The sequence below is a fragment of the Microvirga tunisiensis genome (assembly GCF_009296175.1).
In the GTDB taxonomy this organism is placed as follows: domain Bacteria; phylum Pseudomonadota; class Alphaproteobacteria; order Rhizobiales; family Beijerinckiaceae; genus Microvirga; species Microvirga tunisiensis.
On record NZ_VOSK01000485.1, the window covers coordinates 1 to 3,810 of the forward strand.

At 62.4% G+C, this 3,810-nt stretch carries 5 protein-coding genes and 2 pseudogenes; 3 read left to right on the forward strand and 4 right to left on the reverse strand.

Translation table 11 applies throughout. The features are described 5' to 3' along the window. Positions 1–251: 251 nt before the first annotated feature. Positions 252–365: pseudogene (locus FS320_RS39790) on the forward strand (RNA polymerase factor sigma-54); the annotation flags it as partial. 50 nt (positions 366–415) lie between these two features. Here the strand turns inward: FS320_RS39790 and FS320_RS49150 are convergent. From FS320_RS49150 to FS320_RS51210, 4 genes and pseudogenes are all read right to left on the reverse strand, one after another. Continuing rightward, the gene (locus tag FS320_RS49150; RefSeq protein WP_162866325.1) at positions 416–1,048 is read right to left on the reverse strand and encodes a nitrogen fixation protein NifQ; all 633 of its coding nucleotides are present in this window, start codon (positions 1,046–1,048) and stop codon (positions 416–418) included. A 372-nt stretch (positions 1,049–1,420) separates the two neighbouring features. Next, positions 1,421–1,771: pseudogene (locus FS320_RS49155) on the reverse strand (tyrosine-type recombinase/integrase); the annotation flags it as partial. Further along, entirely contained in the window at positions 1,717–2,121 is a 405-nt protein-coding gene (locus FS320_RS46585) for a hypothetical protein (RefSeq protein ID WP_162562922.1), read from the reverse strand. The gene FS320_RS46585 and the pseudogene FS320_RS49155, both read right to left, overlap by 55 nt. 150 nt (positions 2,122–2,271) lie before the next feature. Next, on the reverse strand, positions 2,272–2,715 hold the full coding sequence (locus FS320_RS51210) for a tyrosine-type recombinase/integrase (RefSeq protein WP_420846834.1): 444 nt from the start codon (positions 2,713–2,715) through the stop codon (positions 2,272–2,274). Positions 2,716–2,864: 149 nt separating this feature from the next. On the opposite strand from FS320_RS51210, the gene FS320_RS51215 reads away from it, so the two are divergent. Then, on the forward strand, positions 2,865–3,110 hold the full coding sequence (locus FS320_RS51215) for a hypothetical protein (RefSeq protein WP_420846835.1): 246 nt from the start codon (positions 2,865–2,867) through the stop codon (positions 3,108–3,110). 376 nt (positions 3,111–3,486) lie between these two features. Beyond that, positions 3,487–3,711 carry an IS66 family insertion sequence element accessory protein TnpB gene (tnpB, locus tag FS320_RS39810; protein WP_202882956.1) on the forward strand — a complete coding sequence of 75 codons (225 nt, stop codon included), beginning with the start codon at positions 3,487–3,489 and terminating at the stop codon, positions 3,709–3,711. The last annotated feature ends 99 nt before the right edge of the window (positions 3,712–3,810 follow it).

Here is a 3,810-nt window from a genome sequence, read left to right on the forward strand (position 1 = left end):
CTCACCAGCCAGCAGAACAATCCGAGCCCGCCAGACGACCTTCTGGGATGTGTTGCGGTCACCGACCAAGCTCTCCAAGCGATCTCGATCAGCGGCGGGAACCTCAATGCGTTCGATCTTGCCCATCAGAGCAGGATCGCACGTCGGATCGGATTTCGGAATCACTCGTCAGTGACAGAACACTAGACTGCGCGGCATAGCGTCTTAGCTATCCGACAAGATTGTAAGCCTCTTCGCTGGGCCGCATCGTCCGACTTAAGGAAACTGGCATCGACATCGCGCGCCGCACCGTCACAAAATATCGCGAGGCGATGAACATCCCCTCCTCTCTGCAGCGCCGCCGGGAAAAGCGCCTGTGGATTTAGACGAATGGCGATCAAGACTGGCGGCCTTGTCCCGCTGGCGAAAGCCACTCTTAATCCAAGGCGAGCCCGTTCTTGATCCGTGCGTGGAGGCTTTCGCCCTCCTCCGGGCCGAAACAGCTGTCGAATTCGTTGCATTCCCGGCAACTGGGCGCGGCGCAGAGCGAGAAACCTTCAGCCTCGCAGAGCTTGCGGTAAAAGTACTTCTTCCATTTCATGTGTTTGGTGTTGCCGGCCGCCAGCATCGGGAAATGCTTGGCAAGCAAGCGGCTGAGCTCGGCCCGGTTGAAGAGGCCGAGGTCCTGCCAGAGATGGTTGTTGCGCAAGGCACGCCGGGCGATGATCTTGGCGAAGCGGGCACTCACCGGGGCACCCGGCCGGGCATGCGCGAACAGCAGGTCGCGCAGAAGTCCTTCCTCCATACCCGGCTCGCGGTCGGTCACCTTTTCCAAGGCGAAGGCCTTGACAGGGATAGCGGGGAAGTTGCGGGTCAGGACATCCTGCAGCTCGGCACGCGAGAGGCCCGTTGCCTCCGTCGCCGTCATCTCACCGGCCTCAATCTCCTTGAGCGCCCGCGAGAGGACACAGGCAAGCACATGCTGGTCGAACTCCGTCTCCAGGTCAATCGGCCGTTGGCCGATGCTGCGCGATTGTGAGTGTCGTCGTTCATCGGACCAAAAGGACATTCGGAGTCCACGAGGGATGCCTGTTTCCCACGGAACGCGGTTCTGACGCAGACCTGACATGTTGCTTTCCTTGCTGCGGTCCATCGATCGCGGGTACCCACGACATGAGTGCCGGTGGGCAGCTCCTTCCGGCTCCCGACGGGGGATCTTCAAAAGTCGTGCCAACTGCGCAGAAAGAGCCTCAGAACTAATTTTCGGCATACTGGTCAATGGCTTGAGAGTGCGGCAGGAAGCCGGGCCGAACACCACCGTGTCGCGGACTCGACAAACCCTACAGTTGGGGTCGGTTGGCCGATGCCAGATCGCCAGGCGCCTGACTGCAAAACGGTGACGCAGGTCGTGGAGACGCACCGGCTTGCCGCGATCGAGGCCGGCGAGGGAACGCGCCGCGCCGAAGGCGGCGTTCAAACCGGACTTCGACAATCGCGTCCCACGCGAGCTGACGAAGAATGCCGGGGTGTCCGGCGTTGGAAGGTCCCCATCCCGGTGTCTTGCATAGTCGCGCAGAACCGTCAGTCTCGAGGAGTGGACGGGAACCAGGCGATCCTTACGGAACTTGGTCCTTCGAATGTGGAGAATTCCCTGCGTGAGATCGGCATCACTGATATCAAGGCGCAACGCCTCGCCGGACCGCATGCCGGTGCTCGCGAGCAGGCCCACGAGCGGCGTCAGGAACCCGGCGCGCTCGGGATAGTCGGGCGACACCGAGCGGCATGCGGCCATGAGCCGTGCAAGCTCGTCGTCGGTGAGGATCCGGGGTGGCGGGATAGCTCGGTTCCTGGGAAGGCCTTGGGGTCAAGCGCTTCGGTGCGCGGATTGAAGATGGCGAGATATTCGCTGAATCTGCGAACCACGCCGTAGCGAACGGCCCGTCCGTTCGCCGTGCCTGCCCAGGAGCCTATGAAGCCGAGCACCGTTCGACGGCAGAGTGGACCATCGTGCTGTTCGGCATCGACGTAGGCGACAAGTGCGCGCAGGATCGCGGCCTGCTTGCTGAGCGAGAAGCCGAGCGAGCGTCGAAGCGCGACATAGGCCTCGACATGCTTGCTGAGTCTGCTGGAGAATGTGCTCATCACGCGTTTCCCGGAAAAGGAAGGGCGACTTCGGTGAGTTGCGACACCGCGACCTTCACGTAGATGGCGGTCGTATTGATGCTGCGATGGCCGAGCAGGTCGGCGATCTCGTTGATCGGTCGTCACCGGCTGACGAGCTGGGTCGCCAGGCTATGCCGGATGAGATGGGCACCGGTGGGACCGTCTAGCGCGATGCCGGCTTGCTGCAAGGCCGAGCGAACAATGCGGGAGATGGTAGTGCTGCCGTCGATTGGACGCACTGGGGGGCGGTGCACGAGGAACACGCGACGGCTGCCGCAATTGGGCCGGACCCGCAGGATATAATCGGCGAGTGCCTTGCCCGCCTCCCGCATGAGGGGGCACGCTCCGATCGCGCCTTGCCTTGGTGTGGCGTACCCGAACCTGCGCATCGCGCCGGCGAATATCGTCGAGAACGAGTGAGCGAAGTTTCTTGCTGCGGATGCCGGTCGTGGCCAGCAACAGGAGGATGGTCTGATCGCGGCTGCCGGTTGGGGGCGCAGGGTCGATGGCGTCGATCGCCGTCCTGAATCCTCCCAACCCAGTTGCCGCGGCAGATGCGCGAGACGGTAGCATGGCGTGCGCGGCACGGACCGCGCAAGGTCCTGGTCATTGAGGTTGGCCCAGTGCAGGAACCTCAGAAACCGGCGCACATAGGACCCGGTCGCGGCCCGCGTGTTGTCCATGAACGACAGGCCCATGAGGTGACCGGTGAGCGCCAGCACATGCTTGCCGGTCATGGCCGAGAGCGGCTCGCTGGCGTGATGCCGGTCCCACCAGGCAAGCATCCGCCGCGCGGCGAGAACCTGCCCCTCCCGCGTCTTCACGGCCAGACCACGCACCTCACGCAGGTAGTCGGCATAGCTCGTCAGCAGGGGCTCATGTGGGTCGTGCTCGCGATGACGATCCTCGAAACGGTGAAGAACGATCGTTCGGACCAGAGCGATCGCGGTGCGTGCGGCGACACGTGATGCCTCGGTCGGGCAGCCGGCGACAAAGCCATTGATCAGGACATCGCTGATCGGCTTCGCGGGCGATACCAACCCACTGAACCGTCCCAATCGGCTCAGGTAGATCTTCACCGAAGCGTGCCGATAGCCGTTCTCAAAAGGATAGGTTGCGATGCAATCGAGTTCGTTGCCCAGTCCGCCGCCTCTCAAGCGATGCAGGACCCTCGGATACTTAAAGTAGCGTTCAAGCATGTGCGTTCTCCGTGCGGGCGCGAACAGTCGGCACCCACCGGAGAAATGGCTCAGATTATGTGGCGGCTGAGAGCCGCAAAGTGCCGGAATGCCGCCATCGGCTCTGCCGCCGCCACATAGTCTCCCGCGACGCATAAGAGCGGATATGTGGCGCGCTACATATCCGCTCAGCGGGCATCTATTCGTCTTTCGCAGGCGTAAAGGCGATCTTTTGAAGATGAATTGGCATGATGGCTGCGGAGCCTGCCTGTTCACGAAGAGGTTGGAGCGTCGTCGTTTCCAGTGGCTAGCCGTCACGAACGGCGCCGTGACGATCTCATCTGCGCAGCTCGCCTACCTCCTCGACGGGGTCCAGAGATACCCCTCATAGGAACGATGATCATCCTGACGCATCTGAGATTGTCGTCATCGATCCCGCTCATCCGCTCTATGGCCGCCACTTTCGGCTCGTCACCGTGGAGCCTGCCTC

Excerpts from the sequence above, each read along its gene's own strand:
- FS320_RS51210 (WP_420846834.1), bottom strand. The coding sequence starts at position 2,715 with ATGCTACCGTCTCGCGCATCTGCCGCGGCAACTGGGTTGGGAGGATTC.
- FS320_RS49150 (WP_162866325.1), bottom strand. The coding sequence starts at position 1,048 with ATGTCCTTTTGGTCCGATGAACGACGACACTCACAATCGCGCAGCATC.
- tnpB (WP_202882956.1), top strand. The coding sequence starts at position 3,487 with ATGTGGCGCGCTACATATCCGCTCAGCGGGCATCTATTCGTCTTTCGC.
- FS320_RS46585 (WP_162562922.1), bottom strand. The coding sequence starts at position 2,121 with ATGAGCACATTCTCCAGCAGACTCAGCAAGCATGTCGAGGCCTATGTC.
- FS320_RS51215 (WP_420846835.1), top strand. The coding sequence starts at position 2,865 with ATGCTTGCCGGTCATGGCCGAGAGCGGCTCGCTGGCGTGATGCCGGTC.